The following is a 25,995-nucleotide window of genomic DNA, read 5'->3' as shown; positions in this document are numbered from 1 at the left end:
AAAGTAGTTGACAGTAGGTTAGCTGTAGACAGAATTTTATCGCTTATCGCTTATCGCTTATCGCTTATCGCTTATCGCTTATCGTCTAAAATATAGACGACTTGGTTTTGGTGGTAATGGCCTCAAGTAGTCGCATGCCCATATAAGAGTTGCCGCGGCTGTTGAGCTTGGGGCTCCAAACCGCAATACAGAATTCACCGGGGTGTACCGCAACGATACCGCCCCCTACGCCACTCTTGCCGGGCAAGCCAGTTTTAAAGGCAAACTCACCGGCTTCGTCATAAAAACCGCACATCAGCATAATAGAATTGATACGCTTGGTTCTTTCCCTGCTGATAATTGTGTTATTGGTGATAGGGTTTACACCACCGGCGGCGAGAAATAAGAAAGCCTGGGTCAGGTCTTTACAGCTCATTTCAATGGAGCACAGGTGAAAATATAAATCCAATACGGTCTCTACGTCATTGTGTATATTGCCAAAATCTTTCATAAAATTAGCAACGGCATAATTTCTGTAACCGGTATTTTTTTCCGACTCAACCAATTTGGGGGAGTAGTTAATATGGGCAAGGCCCGAGCTGCTACGGATAAATTCCAATAGATCGTGTTTGGGATTGTGCAGGTGGCTTACCAAAATATCGCACACCACAATCGCACCGGCATTGATAAAGGGGTTGCGAGGTATACCTTTTTCGTACTCTAACTGCACCAAGGAGTTAAACGGCGAGCCCGAAGGCTCCACGCCTACTCTGTTCCACATGTCTTTGCCTACAATTTTTAAGGCTAAGGTCAGGGAGAATACTTTGGCTATGCTTTGTATAGAAAAAGTTTCATCGTAGTCACCAAAGGCATAGTGCTCTTGCTTGGTGGTAGTAAGGTGTATGCCTAATTTATTGGGGTCTATCTTGCTGAGTTCGGGGATATATGAGGCAACCTTACCGCAGTCGTCTACATTTTTTAAATGGGCGGCTACTTCTTGAAATACCTGTTGGTAATCTGGGGTGTTGGTCATTGGGGTGGCAAGCCTTGGCTCTTCCTAGTTAATTAAATATTTAACAATGCAGTATTGAGTGCCTGCTCCAATCGTTTTTTATAAAATAAATAACGATTGGTGGGGGTGCTTAAACCTATATTTTCGTTGCTTAGGCTTAAATCTAGGTCGGTAATGTAACAGGGGTAGCGTTGCTTGGATTGCCGGCGTTGCAGTATGTGCTTGGCAACGGTGTTATAGAGTTCGCCGCCGTATTCCTGCTCGCTAAATTCTTTTTGGTCGCAGTAAATAGTAAACAGTAACATACCGTTATCGTTGCGCTTGGCTATGGCTTGCACATTAAAAAAATTGGGGCAGCCTTCGTGGTTGATGGGGTTATTGCGCACGATAGTGTAGCTGGTTTTTTTGCTAATAATCTCGTAGTAATCCACATCTTTTATGTTGTCTTGTGCGACAGAGCTAAGGTCGCTTTGGCTGTCGATAGTTTCAGTATCGATTATTTCAATGTCTATGGTTTCATTGTTTTGACGAAAGCGGGTGGATTGTAAAAACATATCCAATGGCGTTAAGAAATTCTTTTTGTCTAAGCAGGGGGTGTTGAAGTGGCTGACGGCGCCTTTTTCATCAACAATATAAATGTCGGATTTTTGTTGTTGGCATAAATAAAACACTTGGATGTTGTCGGCCTGCATATAAGGGCTTAGCGCCGCCACAGGATTATTACTTTGGCAATGGCGATCAAAAACCAAGGGGCTGAAATGGGTTTGGTTGCCGCCTATATAATCTTGCATATCGTTATATTCACCCATATTTTCTATGCTGGGTTGTTGATTATTAAACTGCAAGATGTAGTAGTCGTGCTGCATGTTAAGGATGTAGCGGCTGCTGGCAGGTTTATTGTCGCGGTAGTAACAGCTGGCAATATCATTAAATAATTCTTCAACCCGGTTGCTAATGGCGCTGGCGCGGCTGGCGCAATAGCAATGAATTTCTATGTGAGGCAGCGCTTTACCTGCACCCGGTGGAATCATTTGTAAGTAGTCGCGCAGGCAGCGCAGTAAGGCGCTTTCGCCATCGTAACGTTGGGTAATTAATTCGCCCCAGCTGTTAACTAACACTTGCTCTATGTTGAGTACCAAGTTTTCACGCATACCGCTGTAGCTTAGGCTGTCGGTTTGGTCGCTAAGCCGTTCTATGCCCTGGCTGCGTATATGAGATAGCGGATCGGTGCCTATATTGATAAATAATTGCAGCTGGCTGGGGCGCATAGGCCGTGAAAACTGTGTGTTAGCTTCGGCGGCATGGTCGGTGTATTGGCTGGCGATGGGCAGTGATTTTTGTAGGGCCCGTATCAGGTTGAGCAGTTCAAATTCATTAACGGCATGTGGCCCGCCTATAATATTGCAGCGGGTGTGGCTGCTCAGCAAACCGTTAAAATGGCACCAGGCCAGTAGTGCGATTAAATGGTCGCCGCGTTTAAGTGGTTCGTGTTGCTCAGTATCTTTACTCGACAGTATTTCGGTGCTTACCCCCCAGTAACTGTGATTGCTGTTTTCTACATAGTAAAAGTTGAGGTAGTCTTCGGCCAAGCTGTTGGATATTCCTGGGTTTATCCATTCTACTTTGCCCGCTTTACGCTCAAAGGCCGCGTATAGTTTACGCCCTAATAGAGTCATGTCTGAGGAGTTGATTAGGGCGGTAGCCTTGGTGCGGCGAGCAAAGTCTAATAAAAAACGGTAGCTGTTGGTGAGCTCGCGCACTATGTCTTTTTGCTCGTCCATAACGCGCGCCACCTTCCATTTATCTTTGGCGTCTAGCGTGTGTATATACTCACGTGGCCACTGCCACTCACCGGTGAGTTTTTCCAGTAATTGTCTTTGCCAAGATTTAACGCTTTGGGTTTGCGGCCGGCTTAAGGCCTTGCCTACTTTAAAATAAAAACAGCGGCGTATTAGCTCTAAGCGTTGTTTTTCGTTGCGGGCCAGCAGGTACTGCTCCAGTTTTCTAAACACCATAACGTAAGGGTCTAGCTCATCGATGTCGAGCAGGTTGTTATAGATGGCGCGTTTAAAGCCGGAGCTTAAGGGCTCTATGTTGGGGTATTGGTCGGCGTAGACTTCGGACAGTAATATTTTAAGGGTGGATTTATAGGGCGAGTCTATGCCTTTATATAATTGCCATATGCCTGCACCGACAAATTCACCGGCTGGAATTTGGCCGACGTTGCCAAAATCCAACACATCATCGCTAGGTATAAAGCGCTTAGTGATTAGCGTATTAACATAGTCGTCGTAGCGCGGCTCTTGTTCGGGGGGGCATAGCCACCAAATAGGTATGCGGCCAGCCAGCAATAAACCGGTGCGGTAAAATTCATCCAATAATAAATAATGTTGGCTGCTGCCGCAGTCTTCACCGGAAAGGTTTTCGCGTTCGCCCTGTTTAAATTTTTCGCTATCCATCAAAAAACAGTGAGCTTCTACCCCTATGCTCATGGCCCATGCGCTAATTTTGTCGCATTTTTGCCGCAGTTGTAGCAGGCCTTGCTGATCTATGTCATTGCTATGGCACACCCAGATATCAATATCGGAACGATCGGATTGGGCTACCGTGCCACAGGAACCCATTAAAAACAGGGCGTTAATTTGCTGCCCTATAGGCGGCTGAAAGCGATAGGTAAAGCTGCGGGCTAGTTTGGTGGCAGCTAGCCGCTGCTCTTTATTGGGCGTGTAGTTGCTCACCCCAAAGGGGGTTTGGTGAGTAACATAGCCGGGCAGTATAGGGTGGTTAACGTGGAATAATAGCGGCAGCAGCTGTAAAAAAACCTGCTGCCTGTCGCCCAGCGCGTTTTGGGTGCGTTCTAGGCGCACACTATTAACCTGTAAAAAACGCTCCTTAACGTTTTTTAGCTGCTTTCTATCTATACCGTAATCGATAGTGGCCTGGCCACTATCGCTGCTTGCGGGATTATGTGTCGACATGTTGACCCATTGTAGCTGAGCTGGAGAGTTTAATTATTATGGGCGGTAATAGCTGCGGCTATGATTGTTAGTCATTATAGAAGGTATGAATAAAAAATCTTCTACTAATTGCGATAAAAATATGGGCTAAAGCTAGGTGTTTACGGTTTGCTGGGGATGTAATTACCAGAAAAGATAAGCAGTAAACCGCGCTGTTTAGCCGTGACTCATGCTATTAGAGTAGGTGTTGATAATAGCCACGCCTAAAACAATAAAGCACATCCCTATGATAGCGGCCGTATCAAGACTTTGCTTAAATGCCAGCCAGCCTACTAATGAAATTAGCACTATGCCTGCCCCCGACCATACCGCATAAGCTATGCCCATAGGCAGGGTGCGCAGTGTTAAGGATAATAAGTAAAACGCTATCGTATAGCCTACCGCGGTGATAAGAGTGGGCCACAATTTAGTAAAACCTTCGCTATGTTTTAGCGCCGAGGTGGCGATAACTTCGGCAATAATGGCTAGTGATAGAAAGAACCAGTGATTCATCGGAATAGTCTGCATAGTTTATGATTCGCTATCGTAAGGCTTGGCTGTAGCGAATTCAATCCCCGTGGGGAAACGCAGTATAACTTGCCCATTAAGGCCTATGCGTGTAGGATCCCGCACAGTTTTTGGTCTGGCTTTGATGTTTAAAGCTAGTTAAATGGGAAGATGGTGCATTGCCTTTGGCAATAATTCCATCGCTGCCCCCGCAACGGTAAAGCATGTTCGCATGCAAAGCCCGATACCTGCCAACAACTGTATTAACTCGATGAAGCGGAGGGCTTTATCAGTGAATTCTTATAGCATCAGTTGCTCTAGCACTTCACTCTTACCCTCCCTCAATCACTTTACTTATCACTATAAGCCTAAGCTGCTTATGGATTTAGATTGGGGACACCATGAAAACATTATTATCTTTGGCTATTTCAGCCCTTGCCTCTGGCGCAGTTATTGCGGCAGACCAAAACGGCAATAGCAATGACAAAGCCGAACAAACCCTAGTAACTGCTACCCGCACCCAGCAAAGCTATGCGGAAACCTTAGCATCAGTCACGGTATTTAGCCGTGAAGATATAGAAAAATACCAAGCCAAAAGCGTGGCAGAGTTATTAGCTAAAGCGCCGGGCTTAAGTATTGTCAATAACGGTGGTCGTGGCGCGCAAACTAGCGTGAGCCTAAGAGGCAATCAATCAGACCACACCCTGTTTTTAGTCGATGGTATACGCGTAGGCAGCGCTACATTAGGTAGTACGGCTGTTGAATATCTAGACCCAGAGATGATAGAGCGCATAGAAATTGTGCGCGGGCCAAAATCCAGTTTATATGGCTCTGATGCCTTAGGCGGGGTGGTCAATATTATTACCCGTAAAGGTAATGCCAATCGGCCTTTAATCGTTAAGGCCGGTGTGGGTAATCACGACACTAGAGATGCTTCGGTAAACGTGGGCCATAAAGGTGAAAACTATCAAGCCAGCTTAACCGCCTCCTATGTCTACACCGGCGGCTATGATTTCACTGATGATAAAACCGCACCCAGTGATGACGACGATGCCTATAGGCAGCGCGCTATAGGTTTTAATGGCAGCTACAACCCCATACAGGGCGTTACTCTGGGTTTGAGCTATCAGCTTAACGAAGCTGAGTCTGAGTATGATAGAAGTTGCTACGGTTATACTTGCGCACCTTATACCGATAGTAAAACGGAAGCGCTGAATGTTAATGCCGCTTGGCAGTTACTCGATACCGTCTCTACGTCATTGAGCATAGGTTCATCTAAAGATGAAACCGAAACCTTATTTGACGACCAGTCTTTTAGCGGCGGCGTATTTAATACCGAAAAAACCGATCTGTCTTGGCAAAATGACATTCGTGTTCACGACAATGTGTTATTAACCTTGGGCTACGATTACTTAAATGAAGAAGTTTCAGGCTCAACCGCATACAGCGAAGATGAGCGTGATAACCATGCCGGTTTTGCGCAAGTGCAATTTGTGCAGGGTGCTGTTTCTGCAAACCTAGGTGCCAGAAATGACGATAACGAGCAGTTCGGTAGTTACGATACTTATAACGCCTCGGTGGGTTACGATATACGTGCCAATTTAAAAGTGGTAGCCAGCTATGGTGAAGCGTTTAAGGCGCCGACCTTTAATGATCTTTATTATCCCTTCTTTGGCAACCCTAATACGGTTCCTGAAGAAAGTGACACCTATGAGCTAGCGTTTAAAGGTTTTGGAAATGATTACAGCTGGGCAGTGAGTGCGTATAAGAATAATGTGAAAAACTTAATTCAATATAACGCCGCTATTTTTGCTAATGATCAAATCGCCACAGCAACCATTAAAGGTATCGATGCTTCTTTTGAAAAAGAAATTCTGGGCTGGGATGTGAATACCTCGCTGACCTTACTCGATACCCAAGATGATACTACCGGCAATGACTTGGCGCGCAAACCCGAGCAGGCCATTAACATAGATATCGATCGCAGCTTTGACCAGTGGTCTGTGGGTGCAAGCATTTACGGCGCAAGCAGCCGCTATAATGAAGCCGACAACAGCACCAAGCTCAATGGCTATGGTACTGTGGCTTTACGCGGTGCTTATAGGCTAGATCAAGAATGGAAACTACAGCTGAAAGTCGATAACCTGTTTGAAAAAGAATATGTAACCGCTGTAGGTCGTTTAGGTGACTATAGAACACCCGGCCTAGAGTTGTTATTTTCTGTGGTTTATACGCCTGCTATATAGGGGGTAACCCAAATAGAGCCTCATAGTAAGGTATAGCCAGATAAAGTCAGGGCCGAATAAGGCCCTGACTATTTTTTATGTAGAGAGTATGAAAAGGTTAAACCCACGTTATTTAGTTACACTTACATTATTGCTACTGCCTTTGTCGTTAGTCATTGCGCTAACCCTTGGCCCAGAAATTATCAACCCTTTAGAGTTGTTTGATGTTTTTGCAACACCCTCATCGAATCAACTGATCTTAGAAAAAATTCGTCTACCCCGTGCCCTAATGGCCGCAATCATTGGCGCTACCTTAGCCGTAGCTGGGGTGATGATGCAGGGGCTGTTTCGTAATCCTTTGGCCGACCCTTCTTTAATTGGTGTTACCAGCGGTGCCTCGGCAGGTGCCAGCTTAGCAATAGTGTTAGGTGCAGGCAGTGCGATTGCCGGTGTCTCTTTTATAGCCTTGGGCGCTTTTGCCGGTGCTGTATTGGCTACCACTATTGTTTATAGGTTGGCTTCTAGTAGCAGCGGCACATCAGTGGCGACTATGCTACTGGCTGGTATTGCCATTAGTGCGTTGGCGGGGGCTTTAAATAGTTTCTTTCAGTACATCGCCGACAATCATATGTTGCGTCAAATCAGCTTGTGGCAAATGGGTTCGCTTAATGGCAGCAGCTGGCCGCGTTTGGCCATGGCCTATGGCGTGTTAGGCAGCTTGTTATTATGGATGCCACGTTATAGTCGGGCTCTTAATGCCATGTTATTGGGTGAATCAGAGGCACGCCATTTAGGTATCTATGTTGATAGAGTAAAGCGCCAAATTATTATTTTAGTGGCCTTGGTGGTGGGCGTGGCGGTAGCGCTAAGCGGCACTATCTCGTTTGTGGGTTTAATTACTCCGCATATCATTCGCCTATTAATTGGCCCCGATCACCGTTACTTAATTCCCTGTTCCGCCCTGGCGGGGGCGATTTTATTAATATTGGCCGATGCGGTTTCGCGCATAGCCATAGCGCCCAGCGAGTTGCCCATAGGTGTAGTTACCGCCGTATTGGGCGCGCCTTTCTTTTTATCACTATTACGCCAGCAGCGTAATGCCAGCTTAATCGCGAGGTAATGATGCTGCAGCTCAAACATCTACAATTACAGTTAGACCATGCCGCTATTTTAAACAATGTGAGTGCCGACATTAATGCCGGTGAGTTGGTGGTGGTGTTGGGCCCTAACGGTGCTGGTAAGTCATCATTTTTAAAAGTCGCCAGTGGTGAACTTAGCCCCGATAGTGGCGAGGTGAACTACTGCTCGCAGCCCATACGGGATTGGCCGCTATTAGCAAAGGCCAAGCAGTGCGCGGTATTGGCACAACATCAGCTATTGGATTTTCCTTTTACCGCTAGCGAAGTAGTGGCCTTAGGCCGCACTCCTCACGATACTGGTTTACTTATTGATAATGACATTATTAAAGAAGCCTTAAATTTGATGGGCGTAGGCCAGCTACGCCATCAGCCCTATACCCAATTGTCCGGCGGTGAAAAACAGCGTGTGCAATTGGCGCGGGTGTTGGCGCAGGTGTGGCAGGGCCGCTGTTTATTATTGCTAGACGAGCCTACCGCCGCCTTAGATTTTTCCCACCAACAGCAAGTGATGACTATTTTTAAACGCAAAGCTATGGCCGGTAGCGCAGTGCTAATGGTGCTGCACGATTTAAATTTAGCCGCCAGCTTTGCCGATAAAATTATTTTAATGGACCAAGGCTATATTAAAGCCGTGGGCACACCCGAGCAAGTTCTACAAGAGTCGCTATTAGAAGACGTGTTTAAATTAAAATTTCACCGCGTAGTGCATCCCACTAGCGGTAAACATTTGTTTGTAAGCTGATGCTGTGGCTAACGGTATTAATAGCGGTGCTGACCGATAGGTTGCTCGGCGAACCCAAGCGTTTACATCCGCTAGTGGGATGGGCTGGCTACGCCCTACTTATCGAGCGTTGTTGCAATGGCGGCCAGCGTTGGCAGGGCGTGATGGCTTGGTTGTTGGCGGTGGCTGTGCCCGCCGGGTTAGTGGCGGTATCTCTTCATTTTTTACGTAACTACGCGCCGCCTTATGTTTATCATTTAGCCGCCGCTGCCCTGCTCTATCTTGCTATAGGCTGGCAGAGTTTACGCGAGCATGGCTTAGCGGTGGCGCAGGCACTGCAACAGAATATTGCCGCGGCGCGGGCAGCGGTGGCACGTATAGTCAGCCGCAACACTGAAACCATGGATGAACCAGCCGTTTTACGCGGTGTCTTAGAGTCGTTATTAGAAAACGGTGCCGATGCTATTTTTGCCGCCTTGTTTTGGTTTGTGGTGGCGGGCCCAGTAGGTGTAGTGGTGTATCGCTTGGCCAATACCTTAGATGCCATGTGGGGCTACCGCACCGCGCGCTATCAACAGTTTGGTTGGTTTAGCGCGAAAGTGGACGACGTACTAAATTCCATTCCCGCGCGCTTAACAGCGCTCAGTTATATGTTGTTAGGTAAGCGCCGTGCCGCGTGGCGTTGTTGGCGCGAGCAAGCATCACAGTGCGCTAGCCCCAATGGTGGCCCAGTGATGTGTGCGGGCGCAGGCAGCTTAGGCGTATTGTTAGGTGGGCCGACGATGTATCACGGCCAGTGGCAGGAGAAACCTATTATGGGTTGCGGTGCACAACCGCAGGCGGGAGATATAGCGCGAGCGATAGGTTTATTAGATCGCACGGTATATGGCTGGTTAATAGTGTTGCTAGTAGTGGTATTAAGCGCAGAACTGGTGGGCCATTATGCTTGAGCATGGAGGCAATTTATTACAGGCTAGGCAGCAGTATCCTGATGCGCAGCAGCCTTGGTTGGATTTATCTACCGGCATTAGCCCTTGGTCTTGGCCGGTGACAGAGTTACCGCAAGCTTGTTGGCAGCGTTTGCCCGAGCATAGCGACAGTTTTAGCCGCGTTGTTAGCGGCTATTATGGTGTGCAAGGTTTAGTGCCAGTTGCGGGTTCGCAGCAAGCCATAGAATTATTGCCGCAATTATTGCCACCCCGTACGGTGGCAATGCCGCTGTGGGGCTATGCCGAGCACCGGCAGGCTTGGCAAAACGCTGGCCATCAGCTGCTGACCTATAACAGCTATGCGCACTTACTGGGCTTGTTAGATCAGGTGGAGCATGTGTTGGTAATTAATCCCAACAATCCCACCGGCGAGTTATGGGATAACACAGCCTTACAACGCTTGCAGCAAAAAGTCGCCGGTTATTTAATTATTGATGAAGCCTTTATTGATAGCTGTTCGCAGACCAGTATGCTGCAGCATGTTGAGCAAGGTTCCTTAATCGTACTGCGCTCTATGGGCAAGTTTTTTGGTTTGGCGGGCATACGGGTAGGCTTTGTGTATTTACCCATAGAGTTAAAGGCGCGTTTTGAGCAGCGCCTATTGTTATGGGGCTTGACTGCACCCAGCCTATACATAGCCGAGCAGGCCTTAAGTGATAGCGCTTGGCAGATACAGCAACAACAGCGCATACATAATATGCAGCAGGCCATGCAACAATTGCTGGCTACACAGTTGCCAGATTTCACGATTAAACCTGGGCCTTTATTTATTTCTGTAGCCGGGCCTTATGAAAAACTAAGGTCTATTAAACAGCAGTTTGCGCAGCAAGGTATTTGGCTACGCATCTTTGCACCGCAGCAACCTGATGGCGACGGTCTATTGCGTTTTGGTTTACCGGCCTGTATCAAACGCTGCCAACGCAGCTTAAGTAATATAAAACTATGATGAAATTAATCACCTTGTTTATGACTAAAGTGTTAATGACTAAAGTGTTTAGAACCAAAGCGGTTATAACTTGGGCGCTAATAGCTAGTGCGACAATATTGCCTGCCCATGCCATACAAGTCACCGATGATAGCGGCCAAGTGATACAGCTAGATAAACCCGCTAGCCGCGTGGTGGCTTTGGCTCCGCATATCGTCGAGTTGGTTTATGCGGTAGGGGCTGGCGATAAGTTAGTGGGAGCCGTGAGTTATAGCGATTATCCAGAAGAGGCTAAAAATATTCCTCGAGTGGGCAGCTATAAAAGTTTTAGCGCCGAAGCCATACTGCGACTGCAGCCCGATTTAATTTTGGCCTGGCATTCGGGCAATGGTGCCGAGCGCATAAAAAAAATTGAAGAGCTGGGTATTAAAGTGTATTGGGGCGAGCCCAGAACGTTACTTTCTATTGAAAAATCTCTGCGTAATGTCGGTATGCTACTTGGGGAGAAAATCCCGGGTGCCGCCGCTGAGGCTTATAATAAAAAACTAACCTCACTACAGCAGCAGTATCAAAATAAAAAACCGATTAGTGTTTTTTATCAAGTATGGGNCGAGCCACTACAAACATTAAATGGTGAACATTTAATTAGTGATGTGATCAACCTATGCGGTGGCCGTAATGTGTTTGCCGATGAGCCAGCGCTGGCACCTAAGCTCAGCGTGGAGTCGGTATTGCATACTAACCCGCAGGTAATTATTGCCAGCGGCATGGGAGTAGAGCGCCCCGAGTGGCTGGATGCTTGGTTAACATGGCCGCAGTTACAGGGGGTAACTAACAAGCAACTGTATTTTATCCCTCCCGACATCTTGCAGCGCCATACCCCTAGAATATTACAGGGGGCAGAAATTATGTGCCAAAAGCTGGAGTTGGCGAGAGAGGTTTACCGCTAACATGAGCGAGAACCAAAACAATAGCCAAAGCCAAAATAAAAACTTAGCTTTTAACAGTGCGATGCGCGAGTCAGTTTACAAAGCCATTTTTGAGCGCCGCGATATGCGCCACTTTAATGGGCTGCCTGTGGATGAGGCGCTAATGCAGCGCTTATTTGCTGCCGCGCACGCAGCCCCCAGTGTGGGGTTTATGCAGCCCTGGCGTTTTATACGGGTGCAAAAACCTGAGTTGCGGCAGCAATTACATCAGCTAGTGCAGCAAGAAACCCTAACGACCGCCGAGCAACTGGGTGAAAAAAAGCAGGATTTTTTACAATTGAAAGTTCAGGGCATAGTTGATTGTTCAGAGGTGGTGGTAGTGGCTTTAATGGAACAACGCGATAGACATGTATTTGGCAGAAGAACCCTGCCCGAAATGGATGTGGCCTCGGCCGCCTGCGCTATACAAAATATGTGGCTGGCGGCTAGGGCCGAGGGCATAGGTTTAGGCTGGGTCTCTTTATTTGAGCCGCAACAACTCAGTGAGTTACTGCAAATGCCAGAGCAAGCCACCGCCATTGCCATTTTATGCCTAGGCCATGTTGATGCGTTTTATGAGCAGCCCATGTTGCAGCAAGAGCAATGGGCAGAACGTGGCGATATCAAACACTATATTATGCGCGACGGCTGGGATGATAAAAAAGCGCAGCAGGCGCAACAACAGTGGGATGACAATGACCGCAGCTAAAACTGCTTTTAGCGCTGCCAATACCTTAATGGTGCAAGGCACTACTTCCGATGCCGGTAAGAGCGTAATGGTAGCGGCGCTGTGTCGTATTTTTAAACGCCGCGGTAAAAAAGTTGTGCCCTTTAAGCCACAGAATATGGCTTTAAATTCAGCAGTCACTGCCGATGGAGGCGAAATCGGTAGAGCGCAAGCGGTGCAGGCGCAGGCAGCCGGTGTGGCACCACATACTGATATGAATCCGGTATTATTAAAGCCTACTACCGATATAGGCGCGCAAGTTATTATCCATGGCAAAGCCATTTCGCAAATGCAGGCCCAGCAATATCACCACTATAAAACCACCGCTATGGCGGCAGTATTAGAGTCGCATCAGCGCCTCAGCAAAACGTATGAGCTAATAGTAGTTGAAGGTGCCGGCAGCCCCGCCGAAATTAATTTACGCGATAGAGATATCGCCAATATGGGTTTTGCCGAGGCGGTAGATTGCCCCGTCATTATTATTGCCGATATAGACAGGGGTGGAGTGTTTGCGCATTTAGTGGGCACACTGGAATTATTAAGTGCCTCAGAGCAAGAGCGCGTGGTGGGATTTGTAATCAATCGTTTTCGCGGCGACATAGCATTACTGCAATCGGGTTTAGACTGGTTAGAACAGCGTACCGGCAAGCCGGTGTTGGCAGTAGTACCGTATTTGCAGGGTTTTCATTTAGAAGCTGAAGATGCACTCACTGGCAATATGTCAGCAGAGTCAGACACTAGTATTAAGGTGATCGTGCCGGCCTTACCGCGCATTAGCAACCACACCGACTTCGACGCGCTGCGTTTACATCCGCAAGTTGAATTTGAATTTATAGGGCCGAATCAGGCCATACCTGCCGCCGATTTAATTGTGCTGCCGGGTTCAAAAAGCGTGTGCGCCGACTTGCAATGGCTGCGCGATAACGGTTGGGAGGCCGCCATACAAAAACACCTGCGCTATGGTGGTAAGGTGATAGGCATATGCGGAGGCCTGCAAATGCTAGGGCAGAATATTTACGACCCCGACGGCATAGAGGGCACTATAAAATCCACCCAAGGTTTACACTGGCTACCCGTAAACACCACCTTGTATCCCGAAAAGCAGTTGATCAACGTTGAAGGTCAGTTGTGGAGCGGTGCCAAAGTACAGGGCTATGAAATTCATGCAGGTATTAGTGATATAGAGGCTCAGCCTATGCTCACTATTAACGGCAAAGCCGAAGGCGCACGCACAGAGCAAGTCATGGGCACCTACTTACATGGCCTGTTTGATAGTGAAGAGGCGCTACATGATTTATTGCAATGGGCAGGTTTAGCGCAGGTCGAACACTTTGATTATGCCGCGTTAAAAGAACGAGAGATTGATCGCTTAGCCGATGCAGTGGATGAAAGTATGGATTGGGAAAAGTTATATAAGGGGTTGGGGTATTCACTATAGGGACGGGTCTCTAGTAATTAGTCGCTAGTCTCTAGCAGAGGAATGGATGCCGGGTCGTGGCCCGGCATGACGTACTATATGTCGTCATACCGGCGCTGGTCGGTGTCCATAAACATAAGCTAAGAAAGTTGTCATACCGGCGAACGCCGGTATCCATGCTAGAAATATAAAGGAGCCAAGGATGGCAAAACAACCAGCGGTTTATATACTGACCAATAAAAGAAATGGCACTTTGTATATAGGTGTAACCGGTCATTTTATACAGCGTATTTGGCAGCACCGAAATAATGAGCTGGATGGATTTACTAAAAAATACCAAGTGCATAAACTGGTGTATTTTGAGCTGACGGATTGTATTACTACTGCGATAGCAAGAGAGAAACAATTAAAGAGCTGGCGACGTAGCTGGAAGATAGAATTAATAGAACAAGATAATCCAAAGTGGAATGACCTTTGGTTTGAAATTATAGATTGATGGTGGATGCCGGGTCTAGCCCGGCATGACATACTATCTGGCTCGTCATACCGGCGGACAGGGTGAATTGCGTAGCAAGAGAGGGTACCCTGGGGTACGCTGGTATCCATAAATATAAAGTATAGTCTTGCATATAAATATAAAAGTGTTGTCACGCCGGTGTAGGCTGGTGTCCATAAATTAACATTAAGAGACTGTCATACCGGCGAACGCCGGTATCCATAGTAATAAACAGGAGAAAAACATGAGTGACGAAAGAAAGAACGAAAAACATAAAGCTTCCATGGAAAAGCAAAAAGAAAAAGTGGATGCCCGCATAGAACAGGCCGCCACCGAAAGAGGTGTAGCCATATTGCTTACCGGCAACGGCAAGGGTAAATCCAGCTCGTCTTTTGGCATGATTATGCGCGCCCTGGGTTATGGTCATAAAATTGGGGTAGTGCAATTTATTAAAGGCCAGCAACTTTCTGGCGAAGAGATCTATTTAAAAGAGCATTGTCCGCAGGTAGATTTTTACCAAATGGGTACGGGCTTTACTTGGAATACCCAGGACAGAACAGCTGATATAGACGCCGCAGAAAAAACTTGGGCGGTAGTCGAGCCTATGTTAAAAGATCCCAGCTACGATTTAGTGGTTTTGGATGAGCTGACCTATATGATCGCCTACAAGTATCTAGACGAAGATATGATTGTTGAGGCCATTAGAAGCCGCCCAGTAGAACAGAGTGTGGTGGTAAGTGGTCGCGGTGGCGGTTCTAAACTGCAAGACGTTATGGATACCGTATCGGAAGTGAAAGAAATTAAGCACGCGTTTAAATCCGGTATTAAAGCGCGCAAGGGTGTGGATTACTAAAATCAGTATGCATACACAAACAAGCGCACACTGCCCAGCCCTGTTTATTACAGCGCCCGCCTCGGGTGAGGGTAAAACCACCGTCACCGCGGCGTTAGCGCGCCTGTTAACACGTCAGGGCAAGGTGGTGCGGGTGTTTAAAACCGGCCCCGATTATTTGGATCCACAGATTTTGCAAGTGGCGTCTAAACAAACCGTGGTGCAATTAGATTTGTGGATGGCGGGTGAGGCTTGGTGCCAGCAGCAACTTTTTTTAGCTTCCCAGCAGGCCGACCTGATTATTATTGAAGGGGCGATGGGTATGTTTGATGGTCAGCCCAGCAGTGCCGATTTGGCCGCGCGTTTTGCTATCCCCATGGTGATAGTGATGGATGTTAAAGCCAAAGCACAAACCGCCGCTGTGCTGGCTATGGGTTTGGCCAATTACCGTGATGATGTGCAGGTAGTCGGTTTAATTGCCAATCACTGTGCGTCTAACCGCCACAGAGAATTAATTGAAAATACCTTGCCGGATGACTTACCTTTAATTGCCTGCCTAGCTAATAGCGAGCAGATAAAATTACCGGAAAGGCACTTGGGTTTAGTGCAGGCGCAGGAAATAAATACAGAGCTTGAAAGCTTGTTAGAGGCCGGCGCGGATGTGTTGGCAGCAACCGGCATAGAGCACTTTATTGTACACTTGCCGCCTATCACTTTTTGGGAACAGCCCCTAGAGCCATTACCAGCCTTGCTTAAAAACGTGCGCATAGCGATAGCAAAAGATGTGGCGTTTAGTTTTATCTACCAAGCCAATATACAGCTATTAACTGATATGGGGGCCGAGCTGCGTTATTTCTCGCCGCTTAGTGACAGCACCATACCGGCGGCCGATGCCTTATGGTTGCCCGGCGGCTATCCCGAGTTACACGCTCAAGCCTTAGCGGATAATCATAGCTTGTTGCAGTCTGTTAAGGATTTTCACCGCCAGCATAAACCTATCTTAGCCGAGTGCGGTGGCCTGCTTTATGTGCTGGAGTCTTTACAAAGCTTGGCGGGCGATAGTTATAACATGGCGGGGTTACTAGCTGGGCTAGGGGTAATGAAAGCAAGAGGCGGTTGCCAAGGTATGCAAACCGCCGCTTTGCCGGAAGGTGAGCTGCGTGGCCATGCACATCATCGTTCGACCAGCCAGGGCACCCCTGAGGCTATGTGTTATGGCCGCCGCGCGAATCACCCGGCACCGGGTGAAGCGATTTATAGAGTGGGGAGCTTAACCGCCAGTTATCTGCATTTATTTTTCCCCTCTAACCCCACGGCAATTGCGCATCTTTTTAAACCCGCAATGCACGAATAACAGGAGTCAGTAACAAACGATAACACAAGGTGCCTGTCGCTAATGCCTACCGCATTAGCTGGAACAGGGTAAACGGGAAGTGTGGTAACTAACAGTGCATCCAGTGCAAACCAGCACAATTATGATGAGCTGCTACTAAGCCACCGCTGCCCCCGCAACGGTAATTTATCGAAGTGATGAGATAAAAAGCCCGAAACCGGCCTTGGTGATCTTCAATTGTGCGCTAGCGCGCAATGTTTAACGATAAAGCGGAGGGCTTTATCGCGAGCGATTTCCTTTCTTAAATCCTCGTTTATCCCTTCTTATCGCTGTGTAGTTAAACGTTAGTGTTTACCTGCGTCTTATTAATTAGTATCGCCTTGTTTGTGGCGTGAGTATGATTTATGAAACGGAAATTAACGGCCGCGCTAGCTGCTTTTATGCTGGCTTTATTGGTGATAGCGGCCAAGGCACAAGCGGCCACGCTAGTAGGGATAATAACACCCCAAAACACGGCCGATGTATTAAGCGGTGCCCATGCCTTTTTATTGGCTCACCCTAAGCAAAAAATTATTTTACGCAGCACCGAGCAGTTCGCCGATTTAACGCAGCTTCAACGTCAGCAGTTATTACAGCAAGCCGACATGGTATTTGTGGGTGGCGTATTTGGCGATACTGTAAATAGCCTAATGCAGTATCTGCAAACCAGCTCTACTGCCAACTCTTTTGTGGCCATACACAGTGATAGACGCTTAGTGCAGGCCTCACATATTAAAGGCCGCAGCTTATTAGCCGGTGCCGATATAGATGCCTTAATGGCCGATGCTCCAGTGGCCGCAGCCGCGGAGTTGGCAGCTTGGTCGCAGCAGCAGCTAAAGCAATACCCAGATTATCAAACATGGTTGCTGGCTAAAATGTTTTGGGCGAATCGCGATGCGATTAATAGCCAAGGTCTGCTTAGCCATTTGTTTCACTCGGTGGGCGAGTCTATAGCCGTGCCTACCCCCAAGTTTTATACCGCCCTACGTTTTGTGGTAAATGGTAAGGATGTTAGCTCAGAGGGCTTAACACTAAGCAACAATAAACGCTGGGTGGCGTTATTAGATTATGAAAGCGGCGATAGGCCGGGTGAAAAAGCGCTGCATGATGCAATCTGTCTAAATATGAATAAACAAGGCTTGGGTTGTTTGCGAGTATTAGCGAAATGGGGCGAGCATAGCGTGGCAGCGGTAAAAGCGTTGCGCGCAAATAAACAACAACTGGCAGCGATTATTTCATTGCAGAATTTTGTGGTGGGCGCCGGCGAAGGGCGGGAAGAAGTAAATCGCCATTTGGCAGAATTAAATGTGCCAGTATTAAAAGGCATACGCTTAAGCGATAGCACTAAAGAACAATGGCTATTATCAGAAGAAGGACTAAGTGCCAGCAGTGTGCATTACCGTGTTGCCATGCCAGAGTTGCAAGGTGTTATAGAGCCGCTGGTGCTGGCGGCGATGACGGCGGCCAGCATAGACCCACAAACTGGCGTTAAGCTGGCCAGTTCTAAACCTATAGTCAGCCAAGTAGATTTACTTAGCCAGCGCCTACAGCGTTGGTTGCTGCTGCAAAGCAAAGCCAATCACGATAAAAAAATTGCCATCGTTTATTACAACCACCCGCCGGGGAGGCACAATATTGGTGCCGACAATTTAAATGTGCCAGCGTCTTTATTTCATTTATTACAGCAACTAAAAAAGGCAGGCTATAACACCGGCGAGTTACCTGCCAGCGAGCAAGATTTATTAGATCTATTGCAGGCCAAGGGAGTCAACCTGCCAGAAGATAGACAAGCGCTAGCCACCATGGCGACACAGGTAGCCACCGTGAGCACGCCCCAATATAAAAAATGGTTTGCCTCATTACCATTAGCCTTACAGCAGGAAATGAGCGCTGGGCCGTTGGCGTATTTACATGCCATGTTACAGCGCGCCATTGCGTTGGAAGACCAAAGCATAGGCCGTGGTTTACTAGCCCGCGTGCTGGAAGATTTACACCACGCCATCGACGGTGCCGATCACCCCGCCCGTGAACGCGTGATACAACTACTAGCGCAGCTACAACAGGTTTATACGCAAGCTTTTGATGGCCAGCCTGATTGGCCCTCGGCCCAGGCCTTAGTCACCGCAATTTCCGAAAGTGGCATAGAAGGCTTACGTGGCTGGGGTGCATTACCCGGCAAGGTGATGGTGCATGAGCAACAACTGCTGATCCCGGGACTACAGTTTGGTAATATTTTTGTGGGGCCACAGCCACCACGAGGCTGGGAATTAAACGAAGAGTTACTGCACGCCAATTTATCCTTTCCTCCGCCCCATCAATACTTAGCATTTTACCTATGGCTGCGACATAGTTTTCAGGCCGACGCGCTAGTGCATTTAGGTAGGCATTCAACTTATGAGTTTTTACCTCGCCGCCGTGTGGGTATGAGTGCAGAGGATTATTCGCTGGCGGTGCTGGGGGATATACCCAGCATCTATCCCTATATAGTCGATGGCGTGGGCGAGGGTATACAAGCCAAGCGTCGCGGCTTAGCGGTAATGATAGATCACCTAACACCGCCGCTAGACAGCACCGATCTGTATGATCGTTTACTAGCTTTGCGTCAATTAGTAGAAAGTTACGAGGCCGCGCCAGTAGGTGCCGGCGCCATGCGTGAGCGTGCCGTTAGCGCTATGAAGGCGTTGGTAGACGAACTGAAACTGCGTGATGAATTAGTGGCCAGCATGTCGGGTGAGTTAGCGGTGCGTGGCATTACCGACTTTGATCAGGTGGACGATGAGTTATTGGTGCATGAGATAGGCCACTACCTAACCAAGTTGCAAGAAGATTTTATGCCCTTAGGTTTGCATGTTTTTGGCCGCGATTGGAGCCGGCCCGCCATCGCCACCATGCTCAACTCTATGGCGCAGGGTGAGGCGATTGAGCCACAGTGGCAGCAACAACTCAGTGCCTCACCTGCAGCAGAGTTAAGCGGTTTATTACATGCGCTAGCCGGTCAATATATTGCACCGGGTAAAGGTAACGATCCTATTAGAACCCCCGAAGTGTTGCCCACCGGCCGTAATTTTTTTGCCTTAGATGGCAGCTTAATCCCCTCCCGCTTAGCTTACCAAGTGGGTGTAGAGCTGGCCGCGAAAGCGCGCGCAAAAACTGCCCAGCAAGCGGCGGATAATAATAGCCCACAAGATACCCCCGCAGACGCAATAGTGTTGTGGGCCTCCGATGTAGTGCGCGATGAAGGCGCGATGATTGCTTTTGGTTTTGACATGCTGGGGGTTAAGCCGGTGTGGAGTAGCCGGGGCATTGTTAAAAGTTTGCAGCGTCTTGATATTAGTAATCTGCAAGAAAACGGCCAGCCTAGAGTTAGGCACGATGCGGTATTTACCACTTCGGGTTTATTCCGCGATTTATATGGCTCGCATATGTTATTGCTAGAGCGCGCCGTGTTGATGGCTTTGGATGCCTCCGCTGAGCTCATACATAAAGATTACCCCGCACTTAGCTACGCATTAAACTCCGCCTTAAAACCCTTGGGCGCTATGGCTAATCCCGGTAGTGAAGCATTAGCTATCAACCATGTCGCTGCCCGTTGGGTGGCCGATACCCGCGCGGCACTGCAGCAAGGTATAGGCGCGGAGCTGGCCGGTAAACAGGCGGCCTATCGCGTATTTGGTGATGCCCCAGGCACTTACGGTGCAGGGGTCAATCGCATGGTAGAGCGCTCGGGTAGTTGGCAGCAGCGCTCAGAAATCGCCAGCGTGTATATGCGGCGCTTGGGCCACGCCTATGGTCAAAACTTACATGGCGAGCCTGTGCTAGCAACCTTTAAACAACGCCTAAGCAGTATTAACAACACCTACTTAGGTAGGGCCAGCAACCTCTATGGTTTGTTGGATAACAACGATAGCTTTGATTACCTAGGGGGCTTAAGCCTAGCGGTGGAAACCCTTACTGGTAGTGCGCCCGAAAACTTTGTTATTTATCACCCCGACACTAAAAATTTAAGCATAGAGCCCTTACAGGTGGCGCTATTGGCAGAGCTGCGTGGTCGCTATTTAAATCCGCAGTGGCTAAGCCCCTTAATGGATGAAGGCTATGCCGGTGCCAGAACCATGGGCAGCGAATTTTTAGAATATCTATGGGGCTGGCAAGTCACTAACCCCGAAGTTATAAAAAGTTGGGTATGGGATGAGGTAAAAGCCGTTTATATAGACGACAAACTCAACCTTAACTTGGATAGCTTTTTAGAGCAGGGCCATAACGTACATGTTAAAAGCAATATGCTGGCGGTGATGCTAGTGGCCGCGCAAAAAGATTTTTGGCAGGCCGATGAGCAAACCTTACAGCAACTAGCCAAGGCTTTTGCCGATTTAGTCTTAGCGCATGGCTTACCCAGCAGTGGCCATACCAGCCCAAATCATCCGCTATATCCCTGGTTAGAAAATTACTTGGCGGCAGATAAATACGTACAGTTGCAACAATTATTGGCCGCCACAAAAGTTGATGCCTCGGTCAATAGCGCTGCATCGGTGATGGCGGAAATTAGTCTTAAAGATATAACGTCGGCTAGCAAAGAGCCTGCCGCTAAAGCTGAGAAAAAACCTGCAAAAGATCAGCTCGCGGAAACAAAACACTATTACTGGCTTGCAGTTATGGTGTTGCTATTACTACTAATCGGCGCTTACAGAGGTAGCCGCACACCTAAAAACTAATAGTTATAATATTAAGGAATACAACAATGTTTACCTCCTCCTCATTAGGTTTTATGCATTTACTCACTGGCTATTTATTAGAGCCGGTGGTGTGGTTGCTACTGGCCTTTGCTGGGCTAGCTGTGCTTGAAATAGGCGTGTTAATTAGCGAGCGTTTTATAGGGCTAAAACGTTGGCAGCGTAGTGGCAATATTAAGGCTGTAGAGCGCTTAGCCCTACGGCGCATAGAGCGCAGTGATTTTATAACCCGCATTGCGCCCATGCTGGGTTTAATGGGTACCTTAATTCCCTTAGGGCCAGGGTTGGCAGCGTTGGGTGAGGGCGAGTTGAGTGTATTAACCACCGCCATGAGTGTGGCCTTTGATACTACGGTGCTGGGTTTGTTAGTGGGCGTGGTGGGTTTTGTGATGGGACGAATACGTAGACGTTGGTATGATGAATTGTTAACGGCTATGGAAGATAGCGCGGCAAAAATGTCGCTCTCCACATACCCGCCGGTTAGTGAAACTACCGCAGCGATAAAGCCAGTACATGAGGAGCCTGCTCATGTCTAACCGTTGGCAGCAAGGCCGCTTTGCTAGCGGTGATGATGAGCCCTTGGGGCCGCTAGCTAATTTATTAGATTTAATGCTGGTGTTTGCCTGCGGTTTAATCGCGGCGCTCATTGCCATGAGTGAGCAGTTACAAGATCATTTTCAACAATCTGTTAAGCCAATCAGCGAGCAAGTGATAGAGCGAGGAAAAGAGTTACCCGCTATGCCGGGGCAAGGTGCTAAGGGGGCTGAAGGCTATGAAGCGGTAGGGCAAGTGTATAGGGACCCTAAAACGGGTAAGTTAATTTTAATTGGTCCATAGGCGCTGATCTATACAGTCCGCAGTCATCAAACTGACATATAACTTTCTTATTATCACTGTAATCGTTCACTAAAGGAGAATGAACAGTGATGGAAAGTGAAGTTATCTTAGTAGCGGTAGACCCCAGCCGTAATTTCCACCCCGCCCTAGAGCGAGTTATTGTTAATGCCAGCCTGCGTAAGAAAAAGCCGCGATTGCATTTGTTTATCGCCGTTGACGCTAATGCTAGTAAATTAAATCTAGACAATGAAAACCTCTACCCCTCATTGGCAGCATTGAATGTGCTGGTGCAGTCGGTAGAGGCGCAGGGGCTACTCTGCGATACCGAATTGTATTGGGCCGAGCAGTGGCAGCAGGGCATGCTGGATGCCGCCAAGCGTATTAAAGCTGATTTAATTGTGATGACCGATCACAGTAATGTGTCGCGCAATGTTTTTCTAGCGGATTCAAAATGGATGCTATTACGCCAAGCCAAGCGCCCTGTGATGTTAGTGCGCAGTGGTGCTTCGGGTAGGCGCGAAAGTATACTGGCCGCAGTGAATATGCAGGCCACCGATGAGGATCATAAAATACTTAACAGCCGTATATTGGCTGCAGGTAGGCTAATGGCTCAACAATACCGCGCCGAGTTTCATGTAGTGAATGCCTATCAAGATTCTATGCGCTATCCCGATAGAGGCTTACTGGTAAGAGCGGCTGAGGTGGATACCGCCAATGTGCATGTTAAAAAAGGTGCGCCGGAAACGGTGATTGCTGAAACCGCTGCCGCTCTAGGCGCCGATGTGGTGGTGATAGGTACTATGGCTAGGCAAGGGGTGATGGACAGCATACGCGGTCATACCTCAGAAAGAGTGCTGAATAACTTACAGTTTCAAGATGTGTTAACGATTAACTAATGCACAAGGCTATTAACACCGTGGCTTCGATAATTTCTACCGCGGCACCGGTGGTGTCACCGGTATTGCCTTGCAATCTATCCATCATTAAATAGCGTAAGCCCAGTAATATTAGGGCGCAGCTGCTTAGTACAATCAGCGCGGTGGGTAAGCTTAAAATAACAAAACACAATAACAATACAGTAAGCAGCACCGCATAGATGGCCGGTTTTGAGGAGTAGCTAATAAAGTGCTGAGCTAGGCCGTCTTTGCGTACATACGGTGTACTTAAAAATAAAATCAATGGCACGCAGCGGCCTATAATCGGTGCAAGCAACAGCGCTGAAAGCTGGGCCTGTTCTAGTAGGCTGGTCAAGGCGGCAAATTTTATTATCAATAGGCAGCCTACTGCCATCACCGCAGCACTACCACAGACGGGGTCTTTCATAATCTCTAGGCTGCGCTCTTTGTCGCGGGTGCCGCCCAACCAGCCGTCGGCACTATCGGCTAAGCCATCTATATGCAGGCCGCCAGTAATAAAAACCCAGAATGTTAATAACAGCGCCGCTAACACTAATGGCGACATAGCTATGAGCTGCGCGATTAATAGCATCAGTAAACCTATTACCAAGCCCACCACCGGGAAGTAAGCCAAAGCTCGGCCAGAGTCCTGCGGCTGAAAATCTTTTAACTCGGGCATGGGTATGCGAGTTAAAAACATAAAGGCGGTGATGATTGGGCGCAGTGAAAATTTAGGCATAGGTTTTTTCAACTATGGGTTGAAGATAAAAGGGTTGATGACAAATGGTCTGGTGACGAAAGGGGCTGATGAAAAATTAATTGCGGCCAGTCGGGAGAGCCTGCCTGGTGGAAAATTTTAATTTGGGTGAGGCAGGCATGAGGCACCGATAAATACGACAGCGGCCGCAACGGCATTTGTAAGATATGCGCCAAGATGATGCGTATCACCCCGCCGTGGCTAATGAGTAAACTGTGCTCGCCGCGATGTTGCTCAACTAACTGCTGCCAGCTGTGCACTACCCGTTGTTGAAAGTCCGTTAATAGCTCGCCATTGGGCGGAGTATGTTCGGCGGGGTTTTGCCAAAAATTGCTAACGGCGGCGGGCTGTTGTTGCTGCACCTGCTCGGTTAAGCAACCATCCCAGTCGCCAAAACTAATTTCTTGTAAGCCCGGCTCTAGTAATAAAAACGCATTGTTATTTTGGCTATCGATAAGTTGTTGGGCAAACACAATGCAGCGTTGTAAAGGCGAGCTAATGATCTGCTGCCAATGCGCTTTCTGGCCGGGGTAGGCGTCTATAGCCTGCTGCATTTGCTGCTGGCCTTTTGTGCTCAAGGCCGAATCGGTGTGGCCGCGAAAAATTAAGCCACCCTCACACTCGCCGTGGCGTAATAAATCGATAGTGGTGACGCAAGCGTTAGTCATAGTTAGTCTTTATTGGCCACGCCAGCATGGTCAAAGGTGGCCATATTATTGTGTAAGTCACAGGCCAGTTTGAGCAAGGGCAGGCACACAGCTGCGCCACTGCCTTCGCCTAAACGCATACCCATATTGATTAAGGGTGAGTAAGCAAAGCCATCAAACAAGGCTTGCTGGCCGGGCTCTGCCGATTGATGGCTGAGTAATAGCCAGGGTTTAACGCTGGGGTTAATGGCGATGGCATAGCGCGCGGCGACGGTGCAAATATAACCGTCTACCAATGCCGGTACACCTAGTTGCGCGGCACGTATATAACCGCCCACCAAGGCGGCAATTTCTAAGCCGCCTAGGTGTTGTAGGTTCTCTAACGGGCTGGCGGTGTCGGCGCTATGAAAGACTAGAGCAGCATTAATAACAGCGGCTTTATGTTGCTGGGTGGCCTGATCAATGCCAGTGCCTGGGCCGACTAGCTGCTCGGCGTTGAGCTTGAGCAGGGCACAAGCTAAAGCGGTGGCCGAGGTGGTGTTGGCTATACCCATTTCGCCGCCCAGCCAGATATCCTGTTGCCGGGCTACGGTGTTTCTGCCCACGTCTAAGGCGGCCATTAATTGCTGGCGTTGCATGGCGGGGCCGTGAGCAAAGTTGGCCGTGCCGGCGGCTATACGTTGATCTAACACTTTGGGCAAATCGGGCAGGGCTTGCACGGTGCCGACATTGCTAATGGCCAGCTCGGCGTTTAGTGATTGTGCGATTACGGCAATAGCGGCACCACCGCTAGAAAAGTTTTGTACCATTTGTGCGGTGACTGCCTGCGGAAAGGCCGACACATTTTCGGCAGCGACGCCGTGGTCGGCGGCAAAAATATGTATGTGTATATTATTAAGCTGTGGAGTGTGGCTGCCTTGCAGGCTGGCCAAGGTGATTGCTAAGGTTTCTAACTCACCCAAGGAGCCTGCCGGTTTGGTCAGCTGCTGTTGGCGCTGAGTCGCAGCGGCACGGTGTATATCAGAGGGTGTTTTTGCTTGCTGTAAAAACCAATCCATTTTTGTTCCTAGGGTTGAGTCGCTTATAGTGCAGGGCCTTTCATCACCAGTGGTAAACCGGCGGCGGTAAAGATGACGCGGTCACAAAGCGCTGCTACCGCTTGATGCAAAAAACCACTTTCATCAACAAAGCTGCGGGAGAGTTCACCCATTGGCACTATGCCCATGCCCACTTCATTGCTGACCATAATTAGCTCGCCGTTAAAATTTTCTAAGGCGTTTAAAAAATCTTGCCGTTGTTGTGGCCAGTTACCTTCATGCAGGCAGTTGCTTAACCATAGGGTGAGGCAGTCTATCATCACCGCATCGTAATGTTGCAGCTGGGCTAGTGCTCCGGCCAGCGCTATAGGGGCTTCAATAGTGTGCCAGTGCTGGGGGCGCTGCTGTTGATGCTTAGCAATACGCGCATCCATTTCGCCATCGTTAAATACCTTATTGGCCGTTGCTATATAGGCAACCTTATCACCATAGCTAGCACAGAGTTTTTCTGCCAGGCTGCTCTTGCCTGAGCGTGCGCCACCCAAAACAAATTGCTTCATCATGTTTACTCTGCGGTTAATGGCATTTACTTAAGGCTAGTTGTGACTTCTAGGCACTTTACTGCTTTTTGATGAGCTGCTAAAGCTACTGGGTTCCGGCTCGGAAGCCGGAAGGGCCTGCCCCGTGAGCAAAGCGAGTGCTGTGGGCATGACTCATACTTTTTGTTAAGTAAGTGCCATGCTACTCGGCTTTACATATCCTAGCCCTATAAAAAAGCCAACGTAT

At 48.4% G+C, this 25,995-nt stretch carries 22 protein-coding genes and 2 riboswitches; of the genes, 15 read left to right on the top strand and 7 right to left on the bottom strand.

Annotation, left to right across the window (positions count from 1 at the left end):
- Nucleotides 1-85: 85 nt before the first annotated feature.
- The 3 genes from B067_RS0102410 to B067_RS0102400 form a co-directional block, all read right to left on the bottom strand.
- Nucleotides 86-1,012, bottom strand: coding sequence for a glutaminase (locus B067_RS0102410; RefSeq protein ID WP_019528458.1), 927 nt, complete (start codon nt 1,010-1,012; stop codon nt 86-88).
- Between the two features lie 32 nt (nt 1,013-1,044).
- The gene (locus B067_RS0102405; RefSeq protein WP_019528457.1) at nt 1,045-3,969 is read right to left on the bottom strand and encodes a class I adenylate cyclase; all 2,925 of its coding nucleotides are present in this window, start codon (nt 3,967-3,969) and stop codon (nt 1,045-1,047) included.
- Between the two features lie 195 nt (nt 3,970-4,164).
- Complete coding sequence (locus B067_RS0102400) at nt 4,165-4,500, bottom strand: DMT family transporter (RefSeq protein WP_019528456.1); 336 nt, start codon at nt 4,498-4,500, stop codon at nt 4,165-4,167.
- A 109-nt stretch (nt 4,501-4,609) separates the two neighbouring features.
- Nucleotides 4,610-4,764, top strand: a riboswitch (cobalamin riboswitch).
- Between the two features lie 131 nt (nt 4,765-4,895).
- Between B067_RS0102400 and B067_RS19480 the strand changes: the two genes are divergently transcribed.
- From B067_RS19480 to B067_RS0102325, 15 genes are all read left to right on the top strand, one after another.
- Nucleotides 4,896-6,740 (top strand): TonB-dependent receptor domain-containing protein, encoded by a 1,845-nt coding sequence (locus B067_RS19480; RefSeq protein WP_019528455.1) that lies wholly within the window; start codon nt 4,896-4,898, stop codon nt 6,738-6,740.
- Nucleotides 6,741-6,828: 88 nt separating this feature from the next.
- Nucleotides 6,829-7,839, top strand: coding sequence for a FecCD family ABC transporter permease (locus B067_RS0102390; protein WP_019528454.1), 1,011 nt, complete (start codon nt 6,829-6,831; stop codon nt 7,837-7,839).
- Nucleotides 7,839-8,600, top strand: coding sequence for a heme ABC transporter ATP-binding protein (locus tag B067_RS0102385; protein ID WP_019528453.1), 762 nt, complete (start codon nt 7,839-7,841; stop codon nt 8,598-8,600). The genes B067_RS0102390 and B067_RS0102385 overlap by 1 nt, the downstream gene beginning before the upstream one ends.
- Nucleotides 8,600-9,529, top strand: a complete 930-nt coding sequence (cbiB, locus tag B067_RS0102380) for an adenosylcobinamide-phosphate synthase CbiB (protein WP_019528452.1) — start codon at nt 8,600-8,602, stop codon at nt 9,527-9,529. Before B067_RS0102385 ends, cbiB begins: the two co-directional genes overlap by 1 nt.
- On the top strand, nt 9,522-10,514 hold the full coding sequence (locus B067_RS0102375) for a threonine-phosphate decarboxylase (protein WP_019528451.1): 993 nt from the start codon (nt 9,522-9,524) through the stop codon (nt 10,512-10,514). Before cbiB ends, B067_RS0102375 begins: the two co-directional genes overlap by 8 nt.
- A complete protein-coding gene (locus B067_RS0102370) occupies nt 10,511-11,443 on the top strand; it encodes a cobalamin-binding protein (RefSeq protein WP_240472820.1) in 933 nt (310 codons plus the stop codon). The genes B067_RS0102375 and B067_RS0102370 overlap by 4 nt, the downstream gene beginning before the upstream one ends.
- 1 nt (nt 11,444) lies before the next feature.
- On the top strand, nt 11,445-12,170 hold the full coding sequence (gene bluB, locus B067_RS19475) for a 5,6-dimethylbenzimidazole synthase (protein ID WP_019528449.1): 726 nt from the start codon (nt 11,445-11,447) through the stop codon (nt 12,168-12,170).
- Nucleotides 12,157-13,626 carry a cobyric acid synthase gene (locus tag B067_RS0102360; RefSeq protein WP_019528448.1) on the top strand — a complete coding sequence of 490 codons (1,470 nt, stop codon included), beginning with the start codon at nt 12,157-12,159 and terminating at the stop codon, nt 13,624-13,626. The genes bluB and B067_RS0102360 overlap by 14 nt, the downstream gene beginning before the upstream one ends.
- 181 nt (nt 13,627-13,807) lie before the next feature.
- Nucleotides 13,808-14,101, top strand: a complete 294-nt coding sequence (locus B067_RS0102355) for a GIY-YIG nuclease family protein (protein WP_019528447.1) — start codon at nt 13,808-13,810, stop codon at nt 14,099-14,101.
- A gap of 244 nt (nt 14,102-14,345) precedes the next feature.
- Nucleotides 14,346-14,954, top strand: coding sequence for a cob(I)yrinic acid a,c-diamide adenosyltransferase (cobO, locus tag B067_RS0102350; RefSeq protein ID WP_019528446.1), 609 nt, complete (start codon nt 14,346-14,348; stop codon nt 14,952-14,954).
- Between the two features lie 7 nt (nt 14,955-14,961).
- Nucleotides 14,962-16,287, top strand: a complete 1,326-nt coding sequence (locus B067_RS0102345) for a cobyrinic acid a,c-diamide synthase CobB (protein ID WP_035801381.1) — start codon at nt 14,962-14,964, stop codon at nt 16,285-16,287.
- A 10-nt stretch (nt 16,288-16,297) separates the two neighbouring features.
- Nucleotides 16,298-16,505, top strand: a riboswitch (cobalamin riboswitch).
- Between the two features lie 165 nt (nt 16,506-16,670).
- On the top strand, nt 16,671-21,017 hold the full coding sequence (locus B067_RS0102340) for a cobaltochelatase subunit CobN (protein WP_019528444.1): 4,347 nt from the start codon (nt 16,671-16,673) through the stop codon (nt 21,015-21,017).
- A gap of 26 nt (nt 21,018-21,043) precedes the next feature.
- Nucleotides 21,044-21,571, top strand: coding sequence for a MotA/TolQ/ExbB proton channel family protein (locus B067_RS0102335; RefSeq protein ID WP_019528443.1), 528 nt, complete (start codon nt 21,044-21,046; stop codon nt 21,569-21,571).
- Nucleotides 21,564-21,872, top strand: coding sequence for a DUF2149 domain-containing protein (locus B067_RS0102330; RefSeq protein WP_019528442.1), 309 nt, complete (start codon nt 21,564-21,566; stop codon nt 21,870-21,872). Before B067_RS0102335 ends, B067_RS0102330 begins: the two co-directional genes overlap by 8 nt.
- A gap of 89 nt (nt 21,873-21,961) precedes the next feature.
- Nucleotides 21,962-22,768, top strand: a complete 807-nt coding sequence (locus B067_RS0102325) for a universal stress protein (protein ID WP_019528441.1) — start codon at nt 21,962-21,964, stop codon at nt 22,766-22,768.
- Here the strand turns inward: B067_RS0102325 and B067_RS0102320 are convergent.
- The 4 genes from B067_RS0102320 to cobU are packed head-to-tail and all read right to left on the bottom strand — an operon-like array spanning nt 22,761 to nt 25,769.
- Nucleotides 22,761-23,507 carry an adenosylcobinamide-GDP ribazoletransferase gene (locus B067_RS0102320; RefSeq protein ID WP_083921341.1) on the bottom strand — a complete coding sequence of 249 codons (747 nt, stop codon included), beginning with the start codon at nt 23,505-23,507 and terminating at the stop codon, nt 22,761-22,763. The two genes, B067_RS0102325 and B067_RS0102320, sit on opposite strands and share 8 nt — an antisense overlap.
- A gap of 8 nt (nt 23,508-23,515) precedes the next feature.
- The gene (locus tag B067_RS19470; protein ID WP_019528439.1) at nt 23,516-24,193 is read right to left on the bottom strand and encodes a histidine phosphatase family protein; all 678 of its coding nucleotides are present in this window, start codon (nt 24,191-24,193) and stop codon (nt 23,516-23,518) included.
- Nucleotides 24,194-24,195: 2 nt separating this feature from the next.
- Nucleotides 24,196-25,230 (bottom strand): nicotinate-nucleotide--dimethylbenzimidazole phosphoribosyltransferase, encoded by a 1,035-nt coding sequence (cobT, locus tag B067_RS0102310; RefSeq protein WP_019528438.1) that lies wholly within the window; start codon nt 25,228-25,230, stop codon nt 24,196-24,198.
- Between the two features lie 23 nt (nt 25,231-25,253).
- Nucleotides 25,254-25,769 (bottom strand): bifunctional adenosylcobinamide kinase/adenosylcobinamide-phosphate guanylyltransferase, encoded by a 516-nt coding sequence (gene cobU, locus B067_RS0102305; protein WP_019528437.1) that lies wholly within the window; start codon nt 25,767-25,769, stop codon nt 25,254-25,256.
- Between the last annotated feature and the right edge of the window lie 226 nt (nt 25,770-25,995).

It is taken from the genome of Dasania marina DSM 21967 (assembly GCF_000373485.1).
GTDB lineage: Bacteria > Pseudomonadota > Gammaproteobacteria > Pseudomonadales > Dasaniaceae > Dasania > Dasania marina.
This window is presented reverse-complemented; position numbering and strand designations above follow the sequence as displayed.